The 21,698-nt window shown below is 68.1% G+C and carries 26 protein-coding genes, 4 tRNA genes and 3 pseudogenes; 10 read left to right on the forward strand and 23 right to left on the reverse strand.

Going from position 1 to position 21,698, the window contains the following annotated elements; translation table 11 throughout:
* The first annotated feature begins 106 nt into the window (after nt 1–106).
* The gene (locus tag AB0M47_RS18570) at nt 107–463 is read left to right on the forward strand and encodes a DoxX family protein (protein WP_363414861.1); all 357 of its coding nucleotides are present in this window, start codon (nt 107–109) and stop codon (nt 461–463) included.
* A 52-nt stretch (nt 464–515) separates the two neighbouring features.
* Here the strand turns inward: AB0M47_RS18570 and AB0M47_RS18575 are convergent.
* From AB0M47_RS18575 to AB0M47_RS18605, 7 genes and pseudogenes are all read right to left on the reverse strand, one after another.
* Nucleotides 516–588 (reverse strand) — tRNA-Ile (locus AB0M47_RS18575).
* An 89-nt stretch (nt 589–677) separates the two neighbouring features.
* A tRNA-Asp gene (locus AB0M47_RS18580) sits at nt 678–751 on the reverse strand.
* Nucleotides 752–774: 23 nt separating this feature from the next.
* Nucleotides 775–1,359, reverse strand: a pseudogene (locus AB0M47_RS18585) (group I intron-associated PD-(D/E)XK endonuclease); the annotation flags it as partial.
* 268 nt (nt 1,360–1,627) lie between these two features.
* The gene (locus AB0M47_RS18590; RefSeq protein WP_363414864.1) at nt 1,628–2,071 is read right to left on the reverse strand and encodes an HNH endonuclease; all 444 of its coding nucleotides are present in this window, start codon (nt 2,069–2,071) and stop codon (nt 1,628–1,630) included.
* A 36-nt stretch (nt 2,072–2,107) separates the two neighbouring features.
* Nucleotides 2,108–2,182 (reverse strand) — tRNA-Gly (locus AB0M47_RS18595).
* A gap of 194 nt (nt 2,183–2,376) precedes the next feature.
* Nucleotides 2,377–2,450, reverse strand: a tRNA-Trp gene (locus AB0M47_RS18600).
* A gap of 87 nt (nt 2,451–2,537) precedes the next feature.
* A complete protein-coding gene (locus tag AB0M47_RS18605; RefSeq protein WP_363414867.1) occupies nt 2,538–2,672 on the reverse strand; it encodes a hypothetical protein in 135 nt (44 codons plus the stop codon).
* A 131-nt stretch (nt 2,673–2,803) separates the two neighbouring features.
* On the opposite strand from AB0M47_RS18605, the gene AB0M47_RS18610 reads away from it, so the two are divergent.
* The gene (locus AB0M47_RS18610; protein WP_363414870.1) at nt 2,804–3,313 is read left to right on the forward strand and encodes a GrpB family protein; all 510 of its coding nucleotides are present in this window, start codon (nt 2,804–2,806) and stop codon (nt 3,311–3,313) included.
* Nucleotides 3,314–3,369: 56 nt separating this feature from the next.
* On the opposite strand, the gene AB0M47_RS18615 is transcribed toward AB0M47_RS18610, so the two are convergent.
* From AB0M47_RS18615 to AB0M47_RS18670, 12 genes and pseudogenes are all read right to left on the reverse strand, one after another.
* Nucleotides 3,370–3,675, reverse strand: a complete 306-nt coding sequence (locus AB0M47_RS18615) for a gas vesicle protein K (RefSeq protein WP_363414873.1) — start codon at nt 3,673–3,675, stop codon at nt 3,370–3,372.
* Nucleotides 3,672–3,872, reverse strand: coding sequence for a gas vesicle protein (locus AB0M47_RS18620; RefSeq protein WP_363414875.1), 201 nt, complete (start codon nt 3,870–3,872; stop codon nt 3,672–3,674). The genes AB0M47_RS18615 and AB0M47_RS18620 overlap by 4 nt, the downstream gene beginning before the upstream one ends.
* Nucleotides 3,859–4,665: a GvpL/GvpF family gas vesicle protein gene (locus AB0M47_RS18625; protein WP_363414878.1), complete on the reverse strand. Its 807-nt coding sequence runs from the start codon at nt 4,663–4,665 to the stop codon at nt 3,859–3,861. The genes AB0M47_RS18620 and AB0M47_RS18625 overlap by 14 nt, the downstream gene beginning before the upstream one ends.
* Before the next feature lie 196 nt (nt 4,666–4,861).
* Nucleotides 4,862–5,005 (reverse strand): annotated as a pseudogene (gene gvpJ, locus AB0M47_RS18630) (gas vesicle protein GvpJ); the annotation flags it as partial.
* A gap of 44 nt (nt 5,006–5,049) precedes the next feature.
* Nucleotides 5,050–5,373 carry a gas vesicle protein GvpO gene (gvpO, locus tag AB0M47_RS18635; protein ID WP_363414881.1) on the reverse strand — a complete coding sequence of 108 codons (324 nt, stop codon included), beginning with the start codon at nt 5,371–5,373 and terminating at the stop codon, nt 5,050–5,052.
* Nucleotides 5,370–5,639, reverse strand: coding sequence for a gas vesicle protein GvpG (locus tag AB0M47_RS18640; RefSeq protein ID WP_363414884.1), 270 nt, complete (start codon nt 5,637–5,639; stop codon nt 5,370–5,372). Before AB0M47_RS18640 ends, gvpO begins: the two co-directional genes overlap by 4 nt.
* Nucleotide 5,640: 1 nt before the next feature.
* Complete coding sequence (locus AB0M47_RS18645; protein WP_363414887.1) at nt 5,641–6,414, reverse strand: GvpL/GvpF family gas vesicle protein; 774 nt, start codon at nt 6,412–6,414, stop codon at nt 5,641–5,643.
* 177 nt (nt 6,415–6,591) lie between these two features.
* Nucleotides 6,592–6,786: pseudogene (gvpJ, locus tag AB0M47_RS18650) on the reverse strand (gas vesicle protein GvpJ); the annotation flags it as partial.
* Nucleotides 6,787–6,788: 2 nt separating this feature from the next.
* Nucleotides 6,789–7,820, reverse strand: a complete 1,032-nt coding sequence (locus AB0M47_RS18655) for an SRPBCC family protein (RefSeq protein ID WP_363414890.1) — start codon at nt 7,818–7,820, stop codon at nt 6,789–6,791.
* A gap of 6 nt (nt 7,821–7,826) precedes the next feature.
* The gene (locus AB0M47_RS18660) at nt 7,827–8,375 is read right to left on the reverse strand and encodes a hypothetical protein (protein WP_363414893.1); all 549 of its coding nucleotides are present in this window, start codon (nt 8,373–8,375) and stop codon (nt 7,827–7,829) included.
* A 314-nt stretch (nt 8,376–8,689) separates the two neighbouring features.
* Nucleotides 8,690–9,085: a hypothetical protein gene (locus AB0M47_RS18665; protein WP_363414896.1), complete on the reverse strand. Its 396-nt coding sequence runs from the start codon at nt 9,083–9,085 to the stop codon at nt 8,690–8,692.
* 80 nt (nt 9,086–9,165) lie between these two features.
* Entirely contained in the window at nt 9,166–10,692 is a 1,527-nt protein-coding gene (locus tag AB0M47_RS18670) for an FAD-dependent oxidoreductase (protein ID WP_363414897.1), read from the reverse strand.
* Between the two features lie 112 nt (nt 10,693–10,804).
* Here AB0M47_RS18670 and AB0M47_RS18675 point away from each other — a divergent pair, with 112 nt between their 5' ends.
* Nucleotides 10,805–11,638, forward strand: a complete 834-nt coding sequence (locus tag AB0M47_RS18675) for a glucose 1-dehydrogenase (RefSeq protein WP_363414900.1) — start codon at nt 10,805–10,807, stop codon at nt 11,636–11,638.
* An 18-nt stretch (nt 11,639–11,656) separates the two neighbouring features.
* Here AB0M47_RS18675 and AB0M47_RS18680 read toward each other — a convergent pair whose 3' ends face one another.
* Nucleotides 11,657–12,100 (reverse strand): DUF6328 family protein, encoded by a 444-nt coding sequence (locus AB0M47_RS18680; protein ID WP_363414903.1) that lies wholly within the window; start codon nt 12,098–12,100, stop codon nt 11,657–11,659.
* A gap of 67 nt (nt 12,101–12,167) precedes the next feature.
* A complete protein-coding gene (locus AB0M47_RS18685; protein WP_363414906.1) occupies nt 12,168–12,380 on the reverse strand; it encodes a hypothetical protein in 213 nt (70 codons plus the stop codon).
* 126 nt (nt 12,381–12,506) lie between these two features.
* Here AB0M47_RS18685 and AB0M47_RS18690 point away from each other — a divergent pair, with 126 nt between their 5' ends.
* The 4 genes from AB0M47_RS18690 (at nt 12,507) to AB0M47_RS18705 (ending at nt 16,857) form a co-directional block, all read left to right on the forward strand.
* Nucleotides 12,507–12,650, forward strand: coding sequence for a GPGG-motif small membrane protein (locus AB0M47_RS18690; protein WP_253753721.1), 144 nt, complete (start codon nt 12,507–12,509; stop codon nt 12,648–12,650).
* Nucleotides 12,651–12,818: 168 nt separating this feature from the next.
* Nucleotides 12,819–15,182: a nitrate reductase gene (locus AB0M47_RS18695; RefSeq protein ID WP_363414909.1), complete on the forward strand. Its 2,364-nt coding sequence runs from the start codon at nt 12,819–12,821 to the stop codon at nt 15,180–15,182.
* On the forward strand, nt 15,179–15,613 hold the full coding sequence (locus AB0M47_RS18700) for a hypothetical protein (protein ID WP_363414912.1): 435 nt from the start codon (nt 15,179–15,181) through the stop codon (nt 15,611–15,613). The genes AB0M47_RS18695 and AB0M47_RS18700 overlap by 4 nt, the downstream gene beginning before the upstream one ends.
* 2 nt (nt 15,614–15,615) lie before the next feature.
* Entirely contained in the window at nt 15,616–16,857 is a 1,242-nt protein-coding gene (locus AB0M47_RS18705; protein ID WP_363414915.1) for a cytochrome P450, read from the forward strand.
* Here AB0M47_RS18705 and AB0M47_RS18710 read toward each other — a convergent pair.
* Complete coding sequence (locus tag AB0M47_RS18710) at nt 16,775–17,251, reverse strand: hemerythrin domain-containing protein (RefSeq protein ID WP_363414918.1); 477 nt, start codon at nt 17,249–17,251, stop codon at nt 16,775–16,777. The two genes, AB0M47_RS18705 and AB0M47_RS18710, sit on opposite strands and share 83 nt — an antisense overlap.
* Nucleotides 17,252–17,418: 167 nt before the next feature.
* Between AB0M47_RS18710 and AB0M47_RS18715 the strand changes: the two genes are divergently transcribed.
* Nucleotides 17,419–17,859, forward strand: a complete 441-nt coding sequence (locus tag AB0M47_RS18715) for a DUF6098 family protein (protein WP_363414921.1) — start codon at nt 17,419–17,421, stop codon at nt 17,857–17,859.
* Nucleotides 17,860–17,971: 112 nt separating this feature from the next.
* Nucleotides 17,972–18,355 carry an STAS domain-containing protein gene (locus AB0M47_RS18720; protein ID WP_363414924.1) on the forward strand — a complete coding sequence of 128 codons (384 nt, stop codon included), beginning with the start codon at nt 17,972–17,974 and terminating at the stop codon, nt 18,353–18,355.
* 24 nt (nt 18,356–18,379) lie between these two features.
* Here the strand turns inward: AB0M47_RS18720 and AB0M47_RS18725 are convergent, their stop codons facing one another.
* A complete protein-coding gene (locus tag AB0M47_RS18725; RefSeq protein WP_363414927.1) occupies nt 18,380–20,515 on the reverse strand; it encodes a hypothetical protein in 2,136 nt (711 codons plus the stop codon).
* A 268-nt stretch (nt 20,516–20,783) separates the two neighbouring features.
* Between AB0M47_RS18725 and AB0M47_RS18730 the strand changes: the two genes are divergently transcribed.
* Entirely contained in the window at nt 20,784–21,698 is a 915-nt protein-coding gene (locus AB0M47_RS18730; protein WP_363414929.1) for an ion transporter, read from the forward strand.

The raw sequence follows: 21,698 nt of genomic DNA on the forward strand, positions 1-21,698 counted from the left end.
GCCAGGAGGATTTTCATCGCTCAAGGCAGTGATGAAAGGTCCTCGTCCTCCGCAGACTGCCCGAAGGGATATGTCAATGAATACGGCTCTATGGATCATCGCGGGCTTGCTGGCCGCCATCCTGCTGTTCAGCACGTCCAAGATGCTCATTCCCAGGGAGAAGATCGCGGCCGTGGGCGGCGCCGCCGCGCAATGGATCCTGGACTTCAGCCCCGGCGCGCTCCGCGCCATCGGGACCCTCGAGATCCTGGCCGCAGCGGGACTGATCCTGCCGGCCGCACTCGACATCGCGCCGATCCTGGTACCCATCACCGCGACGTGCGTGGCGATGCTGTTCACCGGGGCGGCGATCATGCGGCTCCGCCGTGGCGAGCGCGCGACGATCGCGCCTGACCTGGTCTATCTCGCCCTGGCCGCCTTCCTGGCGTGGGGCCGCTTCGGCCCCGAGTCCTTCACCGGCTGAGCCAGTCTGAAGTCGGGCGCGGTGGGGTGTCCCCACATGCATCGAGGACCGGCACCGCCAGCTGGAATCGAACCAGCTGGCCCTTCGTTATCAGCGAGGTGCCTTACCACGCAGGCCACGACGGCTTCGCGGAAGGTGAGGGGATCGAACCCCCGCCGGTGTCACCCGGGCAGCGGCTTAGAAATCCGCCCTGTTCCTCTCTGGCAACCTTCTATAACGACGCCGGGACTCGAACCCGCGATCTCGACCTCGACAGGGTCACGAGCACTCCAACTGCTCTGCGTCACCTCGTTGCGAAGTACATAGGCCCCGGCCCATCGCACCGCGCCGTTCTGACCATTCCGGGCTTTGTCAACCCTAAGGCGCCCCTGGGACTCCGCCACGTCATCGATCGGCACGATGTAGACGGTGTCGAGTGCCTCGCAGTACACGGCGAACGCGTCGGCCTCTCCCCGGTACGACAGCTTCGTGTTGTCGCGTCGATTGCTGGTCGACGCGAAGATGACGCAACCTCGCTCGTATCGTGCTGTCTTGCACTGGATGCGAAGCAGCCGGCCTCCATCGTCAACGGCTAGGTCGTACCGATGGCCGCTGCCGAATGGAACTAGCACCACGCGTCCCGCGCGCATCAGCGCGGCGAGCACGATGCCTTCGGTTCGGCTGCCGATGGCCGAGGTGCTTACTGCGGCTGGCGCGCTCGAAAATGGCGATCTCGACGGCCGATGTGTTCGATCGAGATGGGACGCGTCCAACCCAAGCCTACGAGCGACGGCTTGAACGTCGTGGGCGGAACGCGTTCTCGACTTGCCGAGGCTTTGCATGACGTCAGCCCAGGTACGGGCCGCAGCCAAGGCCGCAGACAGTTGCTCGTCGGTATAACTACGTCGATTCGCCATACCGAGACGCTAGATCATGGGTACGACAGTATCGGGCTATCCGTATCTGGGTTCGACTCGATGCACGTTGTCCGTGTCCTGCCCTCGGTGCGACTCGAACGCACACGGCCGGCCGCCTCACGACCTTGCCTTCTGCGATTGGGTTACCCGGGCGAAGCGCCGAGACCGGGAATCGAACCCCGACTTCCGGGTCCAGAGCGCCGTCGCTACCGGTTAGACCATCTCGGAATACGGCCGGCGGGGAGCCGAAGCCCGCCCGCCGGCCGGATCAGCGCGCGTACAGGACAGTCCAGGACGGAGCCTGCGGAACCACCCGCAGCGGCATCCGCGCCTCAGCCGGCGTCCTGTCGCCCTTGCGCTGATTGCACGTGCCGCACGCGGCGACCGTGTTCTTCCAGGTGTTCTTGCCGCCACGCGACCGCGGAAGGATGTGGTCGATGGTGGTGGCGTGGCCGCCGCAGTAGCCGCACCGGCCCTCGTCACGGGAGAGGACTCCCGGCCGGGACCAGGCGGGCCCGTGGCTGAAGCGCCAGCGGGTCACCACGTAATGCACCAGCCGTACGACCTTCGGCATCGGGTAGACACCGATGAGCCGGTCCGGCTCGGCCTCGTGGATCTCCGCGACCTGCCGGAGCAGCATTCGGATCGCGTGTTTCAGGCTGACCCGGTGCAGCGGCCCCAGGTCGGCGTTGACGACGAGTACAGCGTTCACCGGGTCACCTCCTTCAGTCTGTCTGGCCGGTGGATGTGGAGCGGCTGCGGGGAGTCGAACCCCGGTCTTCGCCATGGCAAGGCGATGCACTGACCGTTGTGCTACAGCCGCAAGTAGAGAATCGAATTAAGTCGGGAACCGGGGAGTCGAACCCCGCACGTCCTGGTCCCAAACCAGGCCCGGTCGCCGAGCCGGTCGTTCCCGAAGTGCCCGGTCGCCGGCCGGCGTTCAGCCGGCGATCGGATATGCCATCCGCTGTGAAGTTCTCAATGCTCACGACCGCCGGCCGTAGCCGGGGTGATGCGCAGGGGCGACAGGAGTTGAACCTGCAACGCGCGGCTTTGGAGACCGCTGCTCTGCCAAGTTGAGCTACGCCCCTATGAAGTTGATGCTGTTGTCCTGCAATGAAAAACCGCCCGGTCCCCTTGCGGGTCGGGCGGCTCCTTGACGTTCTGGGGTCAGATCGTCATGGCCGCCTTCGCCGCGAGTCGGGGCTACCGCTCTCCGGCTTTCCGCAGAGGACCGATTTGCGATCCACCATGGCGAGCGCAGCGGCGAACACCGGCAGGTGCCGGGTCTGCTTCGCATACCAGGTGTTCACGGTCGGTCTCCCTACGAGTGGATGTTGCTTTGTTCGTGAGGGACGATACCGGCCCGGCGGTGTGCTGCCGACTGATTTTCTCGGCCAGGTTGGATGGGAGCTGGAGGGGGTGATCGCGCTACCGTGAGGCTGTGATCGCTGACTACGACCCGGCGTGGCCAGTCATGGCGGAGGCGGCCATGACCGAACTCCGGACGGCTTTGCCGGACGCGATTCTGGAGCTTGAGCACATCGGCTCCACTGCCGTTCCGGGTCTTGCCGCAAAGCCGGTGATCGATCTGATGGCGGCTGTGACGTCATTGGACACTGTGGAGGATGCCCCGCTGGGGCGGCTCGGTTATCGGCGTCACTTCAACGGTATGGAGGATCGCCTTCTCTATGTCCGTGAGCACGACGAGCGGCGTACGCACATTCTGCATGTCGTGACTCTGGCGAGCTGGCCTACCCGCAACCAGCGCATCCTGCGTGACTATCTCCGCGAGCATCCCGCCGACGCAGAACGGTACGCCCAGCTGAAACGGCAGATCGCCGGGCTGCCCGGCTACTCCGGCCATAAGACCGCACTGATTCAGGAACTCACCGACAGGGCGCGGGCCGAGCGAGGGCTGCCCTCCGTCCCCGTGTGGGAGAAGGGGCGCTGAATAGCCGCTTGTCGAAATGGGCAGCCGCAGGCCGGTGGCGCGCTGATCTCCCAGCGTCAGTGGGTCCCGTCCTGCGGCAGCAGTGCGCCAAGCGGACCGAGATCCAGGTTCAAGTCCTCCGGCCGCAGTCCGAAGTGATCGCAGAGTGTGGTCATCTGCTCGTCAAGTGCCATCAGCGTCGACCCGATCCGTTCGATCTGGTCGTCGGTGAGGTCGCCTTGGTCGACGCGTCGCAGTGCCTGGCGCTCCATGAGCTGCCGGATCAGTTCGACGATCGTGAGGACGAGTGCGGCGAAGCCTCGCTCGGCGGAGTCGCGATCGAGTTCGATGCGGCCGCTGAGCGGCTGATCGGTGGCGGTCATCGGTGGTCCCCGCCGCCGACCGCCGACGCGAGCAGCGCGTTCAGCGACAGGTGGATCAGGTCGACTTCGGCGATGGAGATCGTCACGTCTCCGGTGACGACGACACCGGTGGCCAGGACGCGGTCCAGGATGTCGACCAGCGACGTCTGCCCGGTCGGAGTCACGATCGATTGTCCGGCGGAGTCATAGGGCTGCATGATCCGCCTCCCCTCTCACTTGAGCTTCATCCAGGCTCATTTCGGCGAACGAGTACGCCGGCCAGGGCCCGGTGATGTCGACGCGTACCTCTGGATTGGCCGCGCGCAGGCCGTCGACCGCGCCCAGGAAGACGCCGATGTCGCGGTCGTCGATGAGGAAGGCTCCGTTGAGCAGCGGTACCTCCGCTCGTGGCACCCGGCCGACTGGATTCTGCTGGGCCTGCTGGCTGTGCCGGGCCAGCACGCGATAGATCGTCTGGGCGGTCGCGGCGGTGCGGGCGGCGGCTCTGCGGCCGGCGTCCAGCTCTGCACGTCGCCGCTGTAGATATCGCGCGCCCGCTCCGGTCGCGGAATCGTCGCCGGCCGGGTCGGTGGCGTCGGTCGGCGTGGCTCCCGGAAAGATCTTGACCCCGAGTTCGGTGCGCCCGGCGACCTGGTCGAGTGCGGCGTGCAGCCGCGGTCGCCGGTCAGCCAGCAGGCTGTCGAGGCTTTCGTCGTCGGAGAAGATCGTGGCCAGCCGCGCCGGCAGCGTGGCCCCGGTTCGCGCGACGGTGGCGATGACCGCGTGGTGGGCGAGCGCGATGGGCTCGAGGGTCGGCAGGTCGTTCAGTGCGGTCTCCAGCTCCGCCGCCGGCGACTCGTCCAGGTCCAGTACGGTCGTGACCGCGACGAGATCGCCGGCGTCTCGGAGGGTCACCGGCATGCCCCTGATTCCGCTGGGCATGAGGAGCCCGCTCAGCTCGTCGGAAGGCTGGGTGACTGCGTACAGCCAGAGTCCTGATGGGCTAGGCATCGTCCGGCTCCTCCGGGTACCGCTCTTGGGTGATCGGCTCCTGCGGGAACCGTTCATTCGCGACATGGTCGCTGTCCGCGATCGCCTCCCGGCGGGCGCCCGCGAGCGGCGTACGCGTCGTGCCTTCGGCGGCCGGCCGAGCGTCGGAGGTGAGCCATGGATCGTGCTGCCACCAATCGATGCCCAGCTGGCGGGCGGTTTCGACCGACGCGACGAGGAGCCGGAGCTTGATGGTGAGCAACTCGATGTCGAGCAGGTTGACCTTGATGTCGCCGACGATCACGATCCCCTTGTCCAGGACCCGCTCCAGAATGTCGCCGAGGTTGGCCGACTGCCCCATCGTGTTGGTGCCCGTGGTTTGTGGCGTTGCGGCGGTCGGTCCGGTCATGAGGTGGTCCCGTCGTCGCCGTGGCCTCGCGAGTAGCGGCGGACGCGCCGGTAGGACAGCAGCCCGCCGTCGAGATCGATATCGGCCGTGTACAACGCCAGAACGTCGGTCGAGGACGGGACACGCCGCTCTTCGACGGTCTCCACGCCGATCACCCAACCCTGGTCGGACGGTTCCACCGAGACGATCCCCACGGTTTCGTTCCCGGTCAGGTCCGCGACATGCTTCAGGCCCGCCTGGGCGGCCTGTCCCGTGGTCATTTCCTGGTCCGGCTGCTTGCGGCGTCCGGTGGTGGCGCCGGTGTCGTGGTCGGTTCTCATCCTTGGCCCTCCTCACCGTTCTCGGTTTCTGCTTTACCGGGCGGCGTGGCGACCAGCCGCCCGACGATCTCCCGTTCGGCCCGTTCGCGGTCCTCCGCCGACAGGTCGCCGGATCGCTCGGCGGACTCCACCTGCTCGAGTTGCCCCCGGGCGGCCCCCGGGTCGTAGAGCTGCCGGTCCGCCTCGCTTTGGATGGCCTTGGCCACCGCGAGCAGCCCCCGCAGGGGTGCCAGCGGCAGCGTGGCCAGGGCCGCGAACAGGTCCATGTCAGGCCTCCGGTGCGGCGACGAAGTCGTACGCAGCCATCGGGCCCAGCAGCCGGGGCGTGATCCAGCCGTCCCAGCGGTCCGCGAGGTCCTCCGCGAACTGTTCGAGTTCGTCGGAGCGCCCGGTCTCGGCCAGGACGGCGAGGTAGATCGCGTCGTCCTCATGGGTCGGGTCGCGAACGATCACCTCGCGGGCGTAGGGCTCCAGTTCCCGCTTGATCGTCTCGGTGTCCGCTTGACGTTTGGCCTCGACGGCCTGCTCGATGAACTCCCCCAGCTGTATGCGCGCGTCCCGGCTCTGGTCCTCCGGCACGCCGTGGATCGCGTCTCGCAGCCGGGCGGCCGCAGGGTTCTCCTGCAGCACTGCCGCCAGGAGTGCGTCGGGGTCGTAGCGGCCGTGCAGGACGTACTCGGCGTACCCCTCGATGTCGTCGAGGTCGGCGGCCAGTTCGTCCTGATGAGCGTCGAGGAACTCGTCGGCGACGACCTCCGCGCTGGGCGCCACCGCGCCGAAGCGCATCGGCAGGACCGGAGCGACCGCTGCCACCATGTCCAGAACCTGCTTGTGCGCGACGAGGTCGTCGGGCCGGCCCAGCGGCCGGTCCACGCCGATCTCGCTGACCAGGCCGGCGACACGGCCGCGACGGATCACCTGTACGCGTGCCGGTGGTTCCGCCACGCCCTGCACGTCCTCGTCGAGTTCGACGTCGGCCGGCACCACGCCGTACACGTAGCAGACGCGTTCGACGCCGGTGTCCCGATCAGAGTGCGACATGCCTGTCTCCTAGCCTCCTTGGCGCGAGCCGAGCGACTCGGCCAGATGGTCGAGCGCCGAGCTGGCCGCGCCTATCGCGCTGTTGGCCGCGCGGCCCTTCGCGTGACTGGACGTCGCCGACTGGACCATCTCCGGCACGCCGGTTCCGCCGGATTCCAGATGAAGCCGGTCGGCTCGCTCGGCGAAGCGCAGATAGGTGTCGACGCTGGCGATGACCACCCGGGCATTGACGGTCAGCAGTTCGATGCCGACGACCGACGCGCTGATGTATGCGTCGATCACCAGGCCCTTGTCGAGAATCGTGTCGACGACGTCGGCTAGCGACGAGCCGGAGCTCGAGCCGCCGCCGCCGTCACCGGTGGCGATCGTCATGATCACGCCTCCGTTCGAGTTCGCCCGCCACGATCGTCGCGGGACCGTTCGCGGGTGCTGGGCCGCTCATCGGTACGCCGGCCGGCGGGCGGCCGCCGGCGCGACCGGGTGTCCTGCGCCTCCCGGCGCTTGCGGCCTTCCGGCTCGGTGTCTTCGTCGGGCTCGGCTTCTTCGTCGGACTCGGTGTCTTCGTCGGCCTCGGAGTCTTCATCAGGCTCGGTGTCTTCGTCAGGCTCCGCGCCTGCGTCGGCCTCGGCCTCCTGGTCGGCCTCGGCCTGGCCGGGTTCAGCGGTCATCTCACCGTCGTGGATCTCGCCACGCCAGCCGGTGACGTCCTGCGGATGCAGAATCGTGTCGGTCATGACGTGCCGGGCGAAGTGTTTGAGCTCCAGGCGTACCCGCCTGCCCTGTGCCCGCCACAGATTCCCGGTGTACTCGAAGAATCCTTGCGGGTGGTACTCCAGGACCACGATGATCCGGGTCAGGTTCGGCCCGAGTGCGTGGAAGGTGACCGCCCCGTCGGGGTAGCCCTTCTCCCCTTGCGAATGCCACACGATCCGCTCGTCGGGAACCTGCTCGACGATGTCGGACTCCCAACTGCGATGCGACCAGAGGATCTGCGCCTTCCAGGAGAGCTTCTGCGGCTCATCGCCCTGTTCGACCGATTCCACCTTCTTCATGAAGCTGGGGAAGTCGGTGAACTGCGTCCACTGGTTGTACGCGACGCTGATGGGCACCGCGACGTCGATGCTCTCCACGATGTTGGTGATCTTGCCCTTACCCTTGCCGCCACCACCGCCACCGCCGAGCTTCTCCTTGACCTTGCCGACGGCGCCCAGGGCCTTGCCCGCCGGCCCGCTGTTCTCCAGCACGGACTCCGTGACACCACCGGCCGCGTTCTTCGCGTAATCGCCCAGGCGCTCGGTCACCGAACCCATCCGGTCGCCGATCGACGAGACGGCCTTCTTGCCCATGGCGCTGACGAGGCTCTCGACGGCTTTGCCGAGGACGCCTCCTTGACTGTCGCCGGTCATCGCGGACTACCTTCCTCGCCGTCCGGCCGGTTCGGGCCGGCCTCGGCGTACCGGTTGCCGAGTGCGGGACTGCTCGCGAGGCTCTTCCTCCGGCTCTTCCTGGTCCTCGTCCTCGTCGTATTCGTCGGTGTCCTCCTCCGGCTCCGGCTCTTCACGCCGGCGCGCGGCGGATCGTCCGCGACGGGTCTCGCCAGACTGCGATCGTTCGCGCCGATCCTCGGGCTCACGCTCGTCGGACTCCTGCTCGTCGGACTCCTCACCGGCGCCACCAAGGCTCGGCATGCCCTCGGTGAGACGACCGCTGAGCTGGTTCAGGCGCCCGGTGAGCGCAGTCAGGGCGGCACCCTTGGCCGCCTCCATGAGCCGTTGCCCAGGTTCGGTCAACTGCTTCAAGTCAGTCGACGATGTCAACGAACGCGCCCCGCGCTGCATCATCTCGTTGGCCGGGCCTGCGTACTTGCCCGCAGCCGCCGCGGCTCCCAGCAGGATGGCGAGCTTCAGCTTGTGAGTTCGTCCGAGCACGTAGCCGACGCCGACGGCGAGCGGAATTGCCACTGACGGTTTCATCGATGTCCTCCCATCAGAAGTACGGCTGGACGCACCAAGAGGAGCTGAGTTTTCGCAGGTGAGAGTCTGGTTAGCGAGCCCAGCCGCCAGATTTGGCGACGCGTACCCGAGCACCTGTCCAGCAAACGGGTCTGGCCCTGCGAACTCGCGGGGATGTGCTGGTTGGTCTGGCCCTGGGGCCAAGTCAGCGGGATATCCCCATCAGGAGGTCACGCCACCGATGTCCACCGACGCCCGCGTGCCGGCCGACCCTCGGCACAGCGCATCCCTGCCGAACCCAGGCATGGCATGCAAAGCGTGCGTCAGCGGTCGTCGTCAGGACGAGCCGAGTGCCAGCCTTGAAGAAAGGCGTTGAGATCGTCCGGCACCGACGGCTCTGGTGATCGACTGCCCTGAAGCCGATCATCGGGCAACTCCCGCACAGCCTGCTCGACCGCTCTCAGCTGATCTTCGATCCGGTCCAGATCTTGCCGGCGTACAGCCGGACGTTCACGGGAAGTCATGCAGCCGAACGCTGCCGCGCCGAACAGGAACAAGACGACCGCGAGCGCCGCCGCTCTCCCGGCGATGTGCGGCCCGGCGAACAGCGCCCAGCTCAGGCAGGCCACCGCACCGGACGTGGCGCTGATCGTGAACAGAACGGTCGCTTCATCACGCCTACGGCGTGTGTCGAAAGGGATGTCAGCCTGCTGGCCCATTGATTCCCCGCCCGGGGTCTAGATCGATGTGGCTCGCGCCTACCCCGCGGGCTGACCGGCCAAACACCCGGCGTCGACGGTCAGGCCAGGTCGCGGGGTTCCAGCGGCTGGTTCGCCGGACCGTGCAGGACAGCACCGTCCACATCGAAGCGCGACCCGTGGCAGGGACAGTCCCAGGTGCGCTCCACGTCGTTGAAGCCGACCGTGCAGCCCAGGTGCGTGCAGGTGGCCGAGACTGCGTGCATCGCGCCGTCGTCGTCGCGATAGACGGCGCAGCGCTGGCCGTGAACTCGCAGCACGGCACCCTGACCGGGGGCCACGTCCGCCAGTTTGTCCACGTGGGACGAACGGAGCCGGCCCGCGACGAACTCCTTCGCGATGAACGCCGTGTTCTTGACGAACGAGGGCGCCTCCGCGAGCAGGTTCAGGCGCTTGGGTGTGTAGAGGCCGGCCCAGGGAGGCCGCGCCGCACCGGTGATGAGCGACGTGAGCAGCCGTGACGCCATGACTCCGTTGCTCATCCCCCAGCCGCCGAAGCCGCCGGCGACCCAGGTGTGCTCGGCGCCGAGCCGCAGCGGCCCCACAAACGGCAGGCCGTCGGTGCTCACGTTGTCCTGCGCGGCCCAGTGGTACGTGATCGCCTCGACGTCGAACATCCGGCGGGTCCAGCCGACCAGCCGCCACAGCCGCTCGGTCACTCCGGAGCTGCCGAGTGCGAACTTCTCGCCGGTGACGATCACCAGCCGCCGCCCGTCGCCCAGCGGCGCGGTGCGTACCGAGCGGGTGTCGTCCTCGCGGGTGATGAACATGCCCGCGGGATCGTCGCTGTCCGCGATGGTCCCGGCCACGACCAGCTCCCGGTGCGGAACCAGGCGGGTCATCAACTGGCCTCGGTCGAACACCGGATAGTGGGTCGCCACGACCACGTCTCGCGCGGACACTGCGTGGCCCGCCTCCGTGGTCACCCGGCAGTCACGATCCTCCGCCAGGCCGACCACACGGGTACGCTCAAAGATCATCCCGCCGCGGGCGACGAGGTCGGCGGCGAGCCCGAGCAGGTATTTGCGTGGATGGAACTGGGCCTGCCCGTCCACCCGGACCGCGCCGGCGATCGGGAACGGCAGCGTCGTGGTCGTGACGAACTGCGCCGGAAGTCCCGCGTCGGCCGCAGCCTCGGCCTCGGCCCGCACCGCCTCGACGCCGTCGTCCTCGGTCACATACGTGTACGCCGGACGGATCTCCAGGTCGCAGTCGATCCCCAGCTCGGCGACGATCTCGTGGACGCGGCCGAGCGCGTCCTGCTGAGATGTCGCGTAGTGCCGAGCCGCGTCGGCCCCCAGGTCGCCGCTGAGCCGGTCATAGATGAGCGTATGCAGCGAGGTCAGTTTCCCCGTGGTGTAGCCGGTGGTGTTGGCGACGATGCGGTCGGCCTCCAGCAGGGCTACCGAGCGCCCGGTCCTGGCCAGTTCCCATGCCGTGCAGACGCCGACGATGCCCGCACCGATCACGGCGACGTCGACCTGGACGTCCTCGCTGAGCGCCGGATAGCCGGTCGCCGCGGTGGAGTCCATCCAATACGACTCGGCCCGGCCGGGCATGACGGTCATGTCTCGGCCGGTACCCCGATCTGGCCGGGCTACTCCGCGCGTACCGGGCGGCTTGCCGGGTATCCGCCTCCTCAGACGCAGCGAAGCTGCGCCCGGAACGGAGGGGTGTGCCATGTCCGAGCCACAACAACAGCCTCCAGGTCTGCTGACCGCGATGCGTACCAAGCCCGATCACGGCGAGGACTCGTATCGTGGCTCGGGCCGCCTCGCGGGGAAGAAGGCGATCATCACCGGCGGTGACAGCGGCATCGGCCGGGCGGTAGCGATCGCCTTCGCCCGGGAGGGTGCCGACGTGTTGATCGCGTACTTGAGTGAGGACGAGGATGCCCGAGACACGGCGAGACTGGTCGAGGAGGCGGGGCGGCGTGCGGTCCTGGTCGCCGGGGACCTGGCCGATCGCGGGCAGTGCGAGAAGGTCGTCGCCACCGCCGTCGACGCCTTCGGAGACATCGACGTGCTGGTGAACAACGCGGCGTTCCAGATGACGCACGAGACGATCGAGGAGATCACCGACGAGGAATGGACGCGGACGTTCGACATCAACATCACCGCGATGTTCCGGTTGGTGAAGGCAGCCATGCCGCACATGGGCGCCGGCGGGTCGATCATCAACACGAGTTCCATCAACTCCGACATGCCCCGGCCGACGCTGCTGCCGTACGCGACGACGAAGGGCGCGATCGCGAACTTCACCGCCGGGCTGGCGCAACTGCTGGGTGATCGCGGAATCCGGGTCAACGCGGTGGCTCCCGGGCCGATCTGGACGCCGCTGATCCCGTCCACGATGCCAGCGGAGCAGGTCGAGCAGTTCGGCGAGAACTCTCCGCTGGGCCGGCCCGGTCAGCCTGCCGAGGTGGCCCCGGCGTACGTGCTGCTGGCCTCCGACGAGGCGAGCTACATGTCGGGTGCCCTCATCCCGGTCACCGGCGGCAAACCCATCTTGTGAACACCCGCCGCCGCGCCTTCAGCGGCGGCGCTTGAGGGCGGGCAGCCCGTACCAGAGGGCGACATAGATGATCGCGGCGCCGATGGTCACCGCGATCGCCCACCCACGCCCGACCGCCACGTCGACCACCAGCAGCATCGAGCCCAGGATGGCGACGAGCAACGCGGTGAGACCGGCGCGCGCCAGGCGTGTGCCGATCGCCAGGACGTCGGAGTGCACTTCACGCTGGGACGACATCCGGTGGTACGACGCCGGGGCGATGATCAAGGCGGTCGCGAGCGCTGCCGCGATGAGGGTGATCACGTAGACGACGTGGTCGAACGTCGGCGCCTTCTGAAAGATGCCCGTGAACGGGATCGTCAGCAGGAACGCGAACAGGATCTGGACACCGGTCTGCGCGACGCGCAGTTCCTGGAGCAACTCCTCGTAATTGCGGTGAGCCCGATCGTCGCCCGGCTTCATCAAGACGGTGTACCCAGCCGGACCATCGGCCATGCCCGCCGCGTGATCGCTTCACCCTGGCGGATGGTCAATGCTCGGAGCCGGAGAACGGCTGCGGCGGGTCCTGATCCTCCCGCGGATCGGAGTCCGGCTCCTGGTCTTCGCGCTCACGGGCCAGATCACGTTCGGTCTGCTCCTGCTGGTGCTGGAGTTGCGGATCGTCGTGCGGCCCGGCGACGAGGGTCGCCGCCTGCTCCAATTCCTGGTCGTCCCGATCCGGTCGTTGCCTGCGGTCAGTCATGAGATCACCGTTACCCCATGATCCACCGCCGCAAACCGTGATCATGACCGCCACCCGCTCAAGATCGGCTCAGGTTTGCCCCCAGCCGTGCGGGGAATACCTCGATCAGAGGGAGGGATCGAGATTATGGAATTCATTCTGTGGCTCCTGGCGGTCATCCTGGTGGTGTCCGGCGTGGTGGCGTTGGTACGCCGCCAGTTCCTGTGGGGCATCGTCCTCATTGTCGTGGGCCTGCTGGTCGGACCGGGCGGCGTCAGCATCTTCACGTGACGGCCCACTGAGCACACACCCCTGATGGGCAACTGAGGCGTTCGCATCCAGGCCGGGCGGGCCGGACTCGGCGAGGACATGGGAAAGGCTTCGCCTACCTGGATGCGAACAACCGAGCGACTCGCGCCGCGCCTGCCTAGCCCCGCTCAGAACGGGTATCAACGCCGCGTGACAGATCGCATTTCGGACATCTGGGGCGAGAGAACACCGTACGCACAGGGCGGCGAGTGGCCGGACCGCGTCGACATCCACCTCCTCGACGGGGTCCGCCCGGACGAGGTCCGCTGGGTTCAGTCGGCATGTGTGCTGTGTTCCAACGGCTGCGGGATGGACATCGGCGTACGCGACGGGAAGATCGTCGGAGTGCGGGGGCGGGCCGTCGATCGGGTCAACCATGGCCGGCTCGGCCCGAAGGGGTTGTTCGGCTGGCAGGCGAACGCCGCGGCGGATCGGCTGACGACGCCCCAGATCCGCCGCGACGGGCAGCTGGTCGACGCGAGCTGGGACGAGGCGATGACCGTGATCGCCGACCGGTCCCGGCAGATCCTGGCCGAGTCCGGGCCGCTGGCCATGGGTTTCTACACCAGCGGTCAGCTGTTCCTGGAGGACTACTACGCGCTGGCGGTGCTGGCCCGCGGCGGCATCGGCACGCCGCACCTGGACGGCAACACTCGCCTGTGCACGGCGACCGCCGGAGCCGCCTTGAAAGAGTCCTTCGGCTGCGACGGCGACCCGGGCTCGCTCACCGACATCGACGCCTGCGACACCCTGTTCGCGGTCGGCCACAACCTGGCCGAGACCCAGACCGTCCTGTGGATGCGGATGTTGGACCGGCTGCACGGCCCGGATCGGCCGAAGCTGGTGGTCGTCGATCCACGTCGGACGAAGGTCGCCGAACTGGCCGATGTGCACCTGGCGATCCGCAGCGGCACCAACGTCGCCCTGCTCAACGCGATCCAGCACGAGCTGATCGAGCACGACTGGATCGACCACGAGTTCGTCGACAGTCACACCGTCGAGGTCGGCCGGCTGTCCAAGATGGTCGCGGCGTACCCACCGGAGCGGGCCGCGCAGATCTGCGGTGTCGACGCGGCCGACATCCGGCGGGCAGCCGAAGTGATCGGCTCAGCCGAGCGCCTGGTGAGCACCTGTCTGCAGGGCGTGTATCAGTCGCATCAGGCGACCGCGGCCGCGTGCCAGGTCAACAACATCACGCTGCTGCGCGGGATGATCGGCAAGCCAGGCTGCACGGTGTTCCAGATGAACGGCCAGCCGACCGCCGAGAACACGCGCGAGACCGGAGCCAACGGCGACCTGACCGCGACGCGCAACTGGCAGAACCCCGCGCACATCGCCGAACTCGCCCGGCTTTGGGGCGTACCCGAGCAGCAGATCCCCAGCTGGGGACCGCCGGCGCACATCATGCAGATCCTCCGGTACGCCGAACAGGGCTCACTGCGGTTCCTGTGGGTGACCGGCACCAACCCCATGGTGTCGCTGCCTGATCTGGCCCGCATCGGCGACATCCTGCGACGGCCGGAGCTTTTCCTTGTCGTCACCGACGCCTTCCCGACCGAGACCACCGAGCTGGCCGACGTCGTGCTCCCAGCGGCGCTGTGGGGCGAGAAGACCGGCACGTTCACCAACTACGACCGCACCGTGCACCTGTCGGAGCAGGCGGTCGAACCGCCCGGTCGGGCCCGGTCCGACCTGGCGATCTTCCTCGACTACGCCGAACGCCTGGGCCTGACCCGGACCGACGGCAGCCCACTGCTGCCCTGGCGTACGCCGCAGGAGGTGTTCGGCGCGTTCGCCGAGGCGACCCGCGGAAGGCTGTGCGACTACACCGGGCTCAGCTACGACAAGCTGCGCGGCGGCAGCGGCGTCCAATGGCCGTGCGACGCCGACCACCCCGACGGCACCGAACGGCTCTACACCGATCACACGTTCTGGTCCGGCGTCGACGTCTGCGAGGACTACGGGCACGATCTGCTCACCGGCGCCACCCAGGAACGCAAGGACTACGCCGCGCTGCACACCGAAGGGCGGGCGATCTTCAAAGCCGCCGACTACGTCGAGCCGGCCGAGCCGGTGGACGACGACTATCCGCTGCTGTTCACGACCGGCCGCACTGCGTACCACTTCCACACCCGGACGAAGACCGCACGCGCGCCGGAACTCCAGCACGCGGCGCCCGAGGCCTGGGTGGAGATCTCGCCCGCGGACGCCGCGCGGCTCGGGGTGGCCGAAGGCGATCTCGTCGCGGTCGAGTCGCGACGCGGCCGCATGCAGGCGCGGGCGCGCGTCAGCGGCGTGCGCGAGGGGGTGGTCTTCGCTCCGTTCCACTACGGCTCGCGGGCCGGCTCCGGCCACGCGGCCAACGCGGTCACCCAGCCCACCTGGGATCCGGTCTCGAAGCAGCCCCTGTTCAAGACGGCGGCGGTACGCCTGGAGAAGCTCGCGGATTCCGGCGGCGTCCCGGCGCCGGCGCCGTCGACGACCGCCTCAGCACCGGTGGAGGTGACCGCATGAAACTGGCCCAGACCATCGAAGACGTGTACGCGGCCGAGACGGGCCTGGCCCGGCAGTTGCTGGCTCTCTCGACGCGGCACGTCGCCGACCCCGACGTGTACGCGATGGGCCGCACCCTGTCGAAGCGCTGCGACCTGCATCTAGGCGAGCTGGCACCGTACGCGCAACGCTACGGTGCCACGCCTCGGGAGGTGCCCGTGACCGTCGGCGACTCAGCCGACGCGGACCTGCTGAGTGATCTGCGCCGGCTGTACCCGATCGCCCACGAAGTCGAGATCACCTGGGTGATCCTGCTCCAAGGAGCGCTGGCCATACGCGACACCGAACTCGTCGACGTCCTCCGCCCGATTCAGGCCGAGGCTCAACACCGCTGGCAATGGCTGCGCACCCGGATCAAGGACGCCAGCCCCCAAGTGCTCGCGATGGGATGACCATGAGCCTGGGGCTGTCCTATCTCACCCTGACCCGGCTGCGCGAACGGGCCGGATCCGACGCCGTCCGCCTGCCGATTCCCGGCTTCTACGCGATCGGCGGCCCGGACGCCGCGGAGGTCTTCTACAACCCGGCCCGATTCGACCGGCAGGGAGTCCTTCCCGGGCCGGTCAAGAAGACGCTGTTCGGCGAGAACGGCATCCACGGTCTCGACGGCCGGCCGCATCAGGCACGCAAGGGCATGTTCCTGTCGGTCAACACTCCGGAGTCGGTCGCCCGCCTGCTCGAGCTGACCGGGGCCGCCTGGCATGCCGCGTTACGGCATCGGCGTCAGTTGGTGCTCTTCGACGAGGCGGCCCGCGTGCTGACCGCTGCCGCCTGCGGCTGGGCCGGAGCGCCGATCCCCGCCGCAGGGGTGGACGAACTGGCTCGCAACCTGGTCGCCATGGTCGACGGCTTCGCGACCCTCGGCCCCCGCCACGTGCGGGCCCGCTTGGCCCGGCGGCGTACCGAACTGTGGGCCGGCCACGTGATCGACGACGTCCGGCGAGGCAACCTCCGGCCGCCGTCCGGCTCGGCGACCGCGATCATCGCCGCTGACCCGACGTTGGATCGGGCCACCGCTGCCGTCGAGCTGCTCAACGTGGTACGCCCGACGGTCGCCGTGAGCTGGATGATCGCGTACGCCGCCCATGCCTTGCACACCATGCCCCAGTGGCGGCGCCGGCTCGCCGACGGTGACCCCGGCGAGGCCGGCGACTTCGCCGACGAGGTACGCCGCATGTACCCGTTCACCCCGTTCCTCGCCGCCCGAGTACGCACCGGCTTCCGCTGGCGCGACCTGGACTTCCCGGCCGACGCCACGGTCCTGCTCGACGTGTACGGGATCGACCACGACCCGCGCGTGTTCCCGAACCCCGATGTCTTCGATCCCGACCGCTACCGGCAGCGGCCACCGGGACTGTTCGATCTGATCCCACAAGGCGCGGGCGACCGCGAAACCGGGCACCGCTGTCCGGGCGAACCAGTGACCCGGGCGATCATCGAGCAGACCGCGACCATCCTCGCCCGGTCCACCTACCAGATGCCACCGCAGGATCTGACGATCAACCTGCGGCGGATACCGGCCCGCCCGGCCAGCGGCGTCCTGATCACGCCGGTCAGGCCTTGGCCGACATCAGCGCTAGCGGATCGGCCGGCGCCTTCGCCTTCGCCGCCGACATCTGCTCACCCAGCTCGTTGAGCCGATTACGCCCGAGCGTCTTGCGCACCTCGGGGAACCATTCCTGCTCCTCTTCCTCGACGTGATGCTCCACGTTCTCGATCAGCACCGTGACCTTCGCGTCGAACGTCTCGTCGGCCGGATGGAGCTTCGCCAGCTCCGACAGCAGCCACGCGACGACGTGGTGTTCCTCGACCGACTCCAGGACGTGCTCGTCGTTGCCGGGAACCTCGGCGCGCGCCGCCGGATAGAAGATCGTCTCCTCGATGAACGCATGGGTCGTCAGCTCATGGATGATCTTGTCCACCAGCGCCCGCTTCTGCGCCGGCGAAGCGGCCTCATGGATCCGCTCGTACTCCCGAAACAGCCGCTTGACCGCCTTGTGATCCTCTTTCAGCAGTACGATCCCATCCACAGTGGGCCCCTTGCCTCGATTCGTCCATCCCGCGCACGCGGGCTGCGACAGTGATGCCCGCGCGATGCGTGCCCAAACCCCCAAGCCTTGCCCGGCCTTCCGGCGACGACGCCGGCCTACGCGGTGTGCACGGGCGATTTGCTGGGAACCCGGGGCAGGTGGAGAGGATGCCGACTGTTCACGACCTCGACCAGTTGGCCGCGCTCGTGGAGCACACCCAGGCGTCGCTGTTCGTACGCTGGTCGCGGGGGCCGGAGCATGATCTGGGCGACCTGGGCGACGCCAGTCGTGACGAGCTGACGGGGGTGCCGCTGCCTGGTCTGTCGGCCAATCCGCTCGCGGTCGAGCCCTGGTGGGTCGACCGGTCGCGCGTGCTGTGGGTAGCTCGGAGACTTTACGACTATTCGCATCTGCGCAGGCAGCGCGGCCCCGGCATTCGCGCGTGGGTGCTGGAGGGCACCGTGGTCGGGCGTGGCCCCGACAATGAGCCGCTGGTGAACTGCGAGCGTCCCGTCGCGTGGATCGCCGACGAGGTCCTACGGCAGGCGCTACGGGTGGTGGGCGCCCAGCCCGCCGACCAGTGGGGTCCGATGGACCGCACCACATGACAATTTGCCCAAACGCGGTTTGCCACGCAGGATCTGCGGGTAGGCTCAATACACGAAGATCAATTCCGAAGCTGGAATCCTCGAGATCCATCCACATCGATGTTGGGCACACATGACCCAGTTGACCGTTCATCCGTATGACCGCGGCTCACATGTGCGCCACGTCGCGATGGCCGGCGAGGTGGACATCAGCACCTGCGCGCAGTTCGCCACCGGCATCACCGACGCCATCCGGCACCCCGAGGTGAACCATGTCGTGGTCGACCTGGATGACGTCACCTTCATCGACGCCCAAGCGGTCCACGCCCTGATGAGATGCCGGTCGGCCGCCGCCCGCCACGGAACGACCCTGACCGTCGCCAACGCTCATGACATCGTCGAACGGGTGCTGGCGGTGACCGGAGTAATGCACGATGTGACCGACCGCGATGCGAGCGACGAGGTGCCGACCTCGACCCGGACGGCGCCTGACCGGGCTCGGCGCCGCCCCGAGTGACCGCCTGCGGCGGGGCCGAGCGGCTCAGTGTCCGATGTAGTCGCTTCCGTTCCACTGATAGCTCGTGTGGTGAATGGTCCCGCCGGCGCAGTCCGGTTCGCAGTCGTTGAGCGCCGAGTCGATCTCGAACCGCCCGTCGTGATTGGTGTCGACCACGCTCGCGCTGTAGAACCGCTGCGCGTAGTCGCCCGGTGCCGGCAGGGTCTGGTAGGTGTCGAATCCGGCCGGGCTCGGGTTGAGGATGATGACGCCGTTGAGCCGGCCGGGGTCGTAGTTGAGGAAGATGTGGCCGGTGTTGTCGCGGGCCGGGCTGTTGGGGGCCAGCCGATACCAGTAGCCGGCCCGGTGTTGCCAGCGGACCTTGCCGGCTCCGTCGATCACGGTGATGTACGCCTCGCCGACGCCGACCTCTTTCGGCAGCGTGGTGAACAGCAGACTGTGCCCCCACGCCGGATGGTCGAACCAGACTTGACCGGTCACCGTGCAGGCGGCCGAGCATGCCCCAAGTCGGCGCAGTTGATCACCGGAGGGGACGGCGGCGTACCCGGCGAGCCGGCGGATCTCGTCGGCCACGACGCGGGCGGCCTTCGGGTCGCCCCAGTCGCCGGGCAGGTAGTCGGCGAACTTCAGCAGGTACTCGGCCGGGCAGGTCTTCATCGGCTGGATGGCCGTGCGGGCGGATGAACGCCATTGGGAGAACTGCCAGAGCTCTTTGTTCTTGTCGGCGAAGGTGTCCTGCAGGGCGAGGTTTCGGTAGAGGCGGTTGGAGTCGGTGTCCCGGTCGGTGCAGGAGGGCTTCCATTCGCCGAGCTTCTGCGGCTTCCCGTCGCCGCGTACGCTGAACATGAGCGGCCCGACGAGGGTCTCGGCGAGCTGATCGGACAGATAGAACAGCAGATCGGCGTACGCGAGGATCTTGCAGGCCTGAGCGAGCTGGTGGATCATCCGGTCGCCGCGCGCGATCGTCTGCGCGGTGGCGCCGGGGTTGCCGCGGATGATCTGCTGTTCCAGCGATTCCAGGCGTGCCCCGAACTCGCTGTCGGGCCGCACGATCTCGGCGGCGCAGTCGGTGACGGCATGCACGACGGCCCGCACGATCGCGTCCACCTTCCGTTCCGGCCGGTCGAGCGCCTGCTTGCCGCCGCATTCGAACAGCGCCTGCAGCAGGGCGTTGATCAGTGGATTGTCGCTGCCGCCGACGGGGATCTGGTCGAACACGTACGCGACCGCGTCGGTGAGCACCGTCCGGAAGTCGACGACGCCGGTGGCGGTCTGCAGCTGGCTGCCCGCGCCGGCCGGTCGCCCGATGCCGACGGCGACCTCGTGCGTGGGCGGCAGCAGATAACTGGTGTCGGTGTCGAAGACGTCATGAGCGGTGCGGTAGATGACGGCTTTGGGGCCGAACTCCTCGCGTCCTGCCCAGGTCCACGCCCACGCGGCGTCCTTCGGGGTGAGCGTGAGCCGCTGAGTGAACGAGCGGTTGTTCGCCACGCGGGCGGTGACGATGTCGTCGCGGTCCGGTTCGAAGCACACGCGGAGCGCGGCGGCGGACAGGTCCTCGTCCGGGTCGACCACGCCACGGACCCAGCCCGGCAGCGGTTTGCCGTTGCAGTGTGGGGCGTCGACCCGCTTCCCGGCGATCTGCCCGGTCCACTGGCTGGCGCTGGCGGCCCAGTCCCAGAAGGAGAACTCGCTGACGGTGGCAGTCAGGACGTCGCCGTCGACCGTCAACTGCGGTCCGGCGACCTTCCACATCCGGCTGTCGGGATCCCATCGAGTCAAAACGGCCGCGGCCCGCTGGCGGGCGGTCAGCGTCCCCGCCTTCCACCGTAGGGTCGCCGGCTTGGCGAGGGGCTGGCTGTGCTCCACGCCGATGGGCCGGCCGAAGATCTCCCCGTCGTGCGCACCGATCGCCTCGGCCGATAGCACGGTGATGGTCTCGCCGCTGGGCACGGCTCCGGCCGGGATCACGATCGTGACCTCGCCGTTGTCGACGGTGCCGCCGTCCGGCCCGATCTTCGTCGGCTTGCCGGTCACCTGCGGCGCTGGGTCCGTCTGCGCCTGGCCGCGGTCTCGATGGGTCCACCACCACCCGCCCGCGCCGCCGGCGATGACCACGGCCAGCGCCGTCACGACGATCAGAACCTGTTTGGTACGCACACGTCCTCCAGCCGAGCCGTCTCCACCGTGTGCCATCGACCGCGTCATCAACCGTGTCCTCGGCTGTTTTATCGACTGTGGATGGCACAAGGCGTATCGCCGAGGCTAGGAACGCGGGATGGGACGGCGCCTCCCCCACTTGTACTGCGGCGACGACGGAAATCGGACAGTCAACAGAGCGCCCGTAGGCTGGCCGGGTGATCCACCCACCCCTGCCGCTCGACCTCTATGCACCGTCGCCGCCGGCCTGCTTCGTGGGGGCGAACGGATGAACACGCAGCTGGCGCCGTCTCAGCGAGCCGAACCCGACACGACCGCACCCGCGCCGTCGCGCCTGACGCGATGGTGCGCCCACATCGTGAAGTCGCGCTGGTTCGACTTGACGATCGTCGCCGTCATCGGCGTCAACGCCCTGCTCCTCGGCGTGGAGACCTACCCGCACGCCGGATCGCTCGGCGAGCTGCTGCGGACGCTGGAGTGGTGCTTCCGCGCGGTGTTCGTCATCGAGATCGCCATCCGGGTGCTGGCGTACGGCCGTCGGCCTCAGGACTTCCTCCGCCATGGGTGGAACGTCTTCGACCTGGTGGTGATCGCCGCCGCGTTCGTTCCCGGCCTGCACGGCGAGTCGGCTGCCCTGCGGGTGATCCGCATCGCCCGAGTGCTTCGGCTCGTCCGCTTCTCCCCCGGGCTACGCGTCATCGTCGTCGCCCTGCTGCGGAGCCTGCCCGGGATCGGCGGCTTCTTCGCGCTGGCTCTGGTGTCGCTCTATGTCTACGGCATGGCCGGCTGGCTGATCTTCGGCGACGCGTACCCCGAGCAGTACGGCACGATCGGCCGCGCCGTGCTCACCCTGTTCGTGCTGCTGTCCCTGGAGAACCTGCCGGACCTGATCCAGCAGGGCATGGAGCTGTCACCGTGGACGCTCGTCTATTACATCAGCTATGTGATCGTGACGGCTCACCTGCTGCTGAACATCCTGATCGCGGTGCTCGTGAACTCCATGGAGGAAGCCCGCCGGCTGGAGATGACCGAGCGGATGGCCGTCGACGAGAACCGTGACGGCGTACCGGACGAGATCGATCGGATCATGGTGAGCCAACGACTCGACGACCTGCGCTCACTCGTAGCGGACCTCGAACGGGAGTTGAAGATCCACCGCAAGGACGGGCGGCCGGGGCCATAG

The organism is Hamadaea sp. NPDC051192, assembly GCF_040682475.1.
GTDB lineage: Bacteria > Actinomycetota > Actinomycetes > Mycobacteriales > Micromonosporaceae > Hamadaea > Hamadaea flava.

Bases quoted from the DNA above. Each gene is read 5' to 3' on its own strand.
- AB0M47_RS18715 (WP_363414921.1), top strand. From the start codon at position 17,419: ATGCCGACTGTTCACGACCTCGACCAGTTGGCCGCGCTCGTGGAGCAC.
- AB0M47_RS18730 (WP_363414929.1), top strand. From the start codon at position 20,784: ATGAACACGCAGCTGGCGCCGTCTCAGCGAGCCGAACCCGACACGACC.
- AB0M47_RS18705 (WP_363414915.1), top strand. From the start codon at position 15,616: ATGAGCCTGGGGCTGTCCTATCTCACCCTGACCCGGCTGCGCGAACGG.
- AB0M47_RS18675 (WP_363414900.1), top strand. From the start codon at position 10,805: ATGTCCGAGCCACAACAACAGCCTCCAGGTCTGCTGACCGCGATGCGT.
- AB0M47_RS18685 (WP_363414906.1), bottom strand. From the start codon at position 12,380: ATGACTGACCGCAGGCAACGACCGGATCGGGACGACCAGGAATTGGAG.
- AB0M47_RS18625 (WP_363414878.1), bottom strand. From the start codon at position 4,665: ATGCCTAGCCCATCAGGACTCTGGCTGTACGCAGTCACCCAGCCTTCC.
- AB0M47_RS18665 (WP_363414896.1), bottom strand. From the start codon at position 9,085: ATGGGCCAGCAGGCTGACATCCCTTTCGACACACGCCGTAGGCGTGAT.
- AB0M47_RS18670 (WP_363414897.1), bottom strand. From the start codon at position 10,692: ATGACCGTCATGCCCGGCCGGGCCGAGTCGTATTGGATGGACTCCACC.
- AB0M47_RS18700 (WP_363414912.1), top strand. From the start codon at position 15,179: ATGAAACTGGCCCAGACCATCGAAGACGTGTACGCGGCCGAGACGGGC.
- AB0M47_RS18620 (WP_363414875.1), bottom strand. From the start codon at position 3,872: ATGCAGCCCTATGACTCCGCCGGACAATCGATCGTGACTCCGACCGGG.
- AB0M47_RS18655 (WP_363414890.1), bottom strand. From the start codon at position 7,820: ATGACCGGCGACAGTCAAGGAGGCGTCCTCGGCAAAGCCGTCGAGAGC.
- AB0M47_RS18720 (WP_363414924.1), top strand. From the start codon at position 17,972: ATGACCCAGTTGACCGTTCATCCGTATGACCGCGGCTCACATGTGCGC.
- AB0M47_RS18615 (WP_363414873.1), bottom strand. From the start codon at position 3,675: ATGACCGCCACCGATCAGCCGCTCAGCGGCCGCATCGAACTCGATCGC.
- AB0M47_RS18645 (WP_363414887.1), bottom strand. From the start codon at position 6,414: ATGTCGCACTCTGATCGGGACACCGGCGTCGAACGCGTCTGCTACGTG.
- AB0M47_RS18690 (WP_253753721.1), top strand. From the start codon at position 12,507: ATGGAATTCATTCTGTGGCTCCTGGCGGTCATCCTGGTGGTGTCCGGC.
- AB0M47_RS18640 (WP_363414884.1), bottom strand. From the start codon at position 5,639: ATGGACCTGTTCGCGGCCCTGGCCACGCTGCCGCTGGCACCCCTGCGG.
- gvpO (WP_363414881.1), bottom strand. From the start codon at position 5,373: ATGAGAACCGACCACGACACCGGCGCCACCACCGGACGCCGCAAGCAG.
- AB0M47_RS18680 (WP_363414903.1), bottom strand. From the start codon at position 12,100: ATGAAGCCGGGCGACGATCGGGCTCACCGCAATTACGAGGAGTTGCTC.